The 2,015-nt window shown below is 64.2% G+C and carries 2 protein-coding genes and 1 pseudogene; 1 reads left to right on the top strand and 2 read right to left on the bottom strand.

What is annotated here, in order from left to right; genetic code table 11:
• A pseudogene (locus WA702_RS24390) lies at positions 1 to 419 on the bottom strand (preprotein translocase subunit SecA); the annotation flags it as partial.
• Positions 420 to 807: 388 nt separating this feature from the next.
• Here WA702_RS24390 and WA702_RS24385 point away from each other — a divergent pair.
• Positions 808 to 1,764 (top strand): peptidylprolyl isomerase, encoded by a 957-nt coding sequence (locus WA702_RS24385; protein ID WP_425113112.1) that lies wholly within the window; start codon positions 808 to 810, stop codon positions 1,762 to 1,764.
• A 3-nt stretch (positions 1,765 to 1,767) separates the two neighbouring features.
• Here the strand turns inward: WA702_RS24385 and WA702_RS24380 are convergent.
• Positions 1,768 to 2,015 (bottom strand): hypothetical protein (locus WA702_RS24380; protein ID WP_425113111.1); only part of this gene is annotated, 248 nt, incomplete at its 5' end.

Below are 2,015 nucleotides of genomic sequence, written 5' to 3'. Positions count from 1 at the left end.
GCGTCGCGGCGGGCCAGGTAGTCGTTCACCGTCACGACGTGGACGCCCTTGCCGGCGAGCGCGTTCAGGTACACGGCGAGCGTGGCGACCAGGGTCTTGCCTTCACCGGTCTTCATCTCGGCGATGTCGCCCTCGTGCAGCACCATGCCGCCGACCAGCTGGACGTCGAAATGGCGCTGGCCCAGCGTGCGCTTGGCGGCCTCGCGAACGGTGGCGAAAGCCGGCACCAGGATGTCGTCGAGCGTCTTGCCCTCGGCGAGCTGCGCCTTGAACTCGGCGGTGCGGGCCTTCAGCGCCTCGTCCGACAGCGCCGCGACCTCCGGCTCCAGGGCATTGATGGCGCTGACCCGGGCTTGGTAACCCTTGATCCGCCGGTCGTTGGCGGAGCCGAAGAACTTGCGGGCGAGCGCGCCGATCATGCCGAAATCCTGCCTATGTAAGTGTCTGCGTAGCCGTAATCGTCAAGTCCGGCCCGCCGTTCCCGCTGTGACGCACCGCAACACCAGCGTGCCGGCCATCAGGTCTGGGACCGAGCAGCTTCGCCGGGTGCGTGAGAATCGAGCAAGCCAAGGTCCAACGGCCAAAAACGCTGCGAAATGAGCGTGATCGCCCCTGAAGCGACCGGGCAGAGATATGGCTGGGGGGAAAGCTTGTCAACGGCGCCTCGCAGACTGCTGAACGGCAGCAACCTGTCGCCGATTTCACGAAAATGACAGACTTTTCGCGTTGCCAAGCGGTAGTGATTGGGCGAGTGTCCCGGCCGCCCGGAGGACCCCTCGCGGCCCTCGCTTAAGACAAGGATTTTGCATGACCACCTCGTTCCCCGTAACGAAGACCGGCCAGCGTTTCGGCCTCGCCATCGCGCTTGCCGGTTGCCTCGTATTGTCGCTGACCGTAGGCCCTGTGCGCGCGGCCGACGACGCCAATCCGGTGCTCGCCAAGGTGAACGGCGCCGAAATCCGCAAGAGCGACGTCGCGCTCGCAGAAGAGGAACTCGGGCCGAGCCTCGGGCAGATGGATCCGGCGAGCAAGGACGACAACGTGCTGTCGTTCCTGATCGACATGAAGCTCGTCTCCAAGGCCGCCGAGGACAAGAAGATCGCCGATAACGACGACTTCAAAAAGCGCCTCGCCTTCTCCCGCAACCGTCTGCTGATGGACAGCCTGCTCGCCCAGGAGGGCAAGGCCGCGACCACCGACGAAGCGATGAAGAAGGTCTATGACGAGGCCTCCAAGCAGATCGGCGGCGAGCAGGAAGTGCGGGCCCGCCACATCCTGGTCGAAACCGAGGACGAGGCCAAGGCGGTCAAGGCCGAACTCGACAAGGGCGCTGACTTCGCCGAACTCGCCAAGAAGAAGTCCAAGGATCCCGGCGCCTCCGACGGCGGCGATCTCGGCTTCTTCACCAAGGAACAGATGGTGCCGGAATTCGCCAATGTCGCCTTCTCGCTCGAGCCCGGCAAGATCTCCGATCCGGTGAAGACCCAGTTCGGCTGGCACGTCATCAAGGTCGAAGAGAAGCGCAACCGCAAGCCGCCGGAGTTCGATCAGGTCAAGAGCCAGATCGAGACCTACGTGACCCGCAAGGCCCAGGCCGACTACGTCGCCAAGCTGCGCGAGGGCGCCAAGATCGAGCGCACTGCCGAAGCCGGCAAGCCGGCCGACGCGGCTGCCAAGCCGGATGCCGCGGCGAAGCCGGATGCGATGAAGCCCGCGGACACGGCCAAGCCGGACGCCGCCAAGCCGACGGATGCGAAGAAGTAAGATTTACGAACTCAGACGCGTCATCAGTTTGTCATAAGCAATATCGCCCCGGCCTCGCGCCGGGGCTTTTTTCGTGCGTGGCGCCAGCACGTCAAAAACGGTGTCGTCCCCGCGAAAGCGGGGATCCATAACCACAGGGTTCGAAGATGTTACGTCCCGGCTCAAGGCCGGGACGACGGTGTTCATGACGGACAGATGTCGCGTCTCAGGGGCGTCAATTACTTCTTTGCCTCGGCCGGCTTCGCTGCATC

Origin of the sequence: Bradyrhizobium sp., from assembly GCF_049798375.1 — a bacterium.
Lineage (GTDB): Bacteria > Pseudomonadota > Alphaproteobacteria > Rhizobiales > Xanthobacteraceae > Bradyrhizobium.
The sequence above is the reverse complement of the archived record's forward strand: the minus strand, read 5'-3'. Positions and strand labels throughout refer to the sequence as shown.

Coding starts and splice junctions, on each gene's coding strand:
- WA702_RS24385 (WP_425113112.1), top strand. CDS start 808: ATGACCACCTCGTTCCCCGTAACGAAGACCGGCCAGCGTTTCGGCCTC.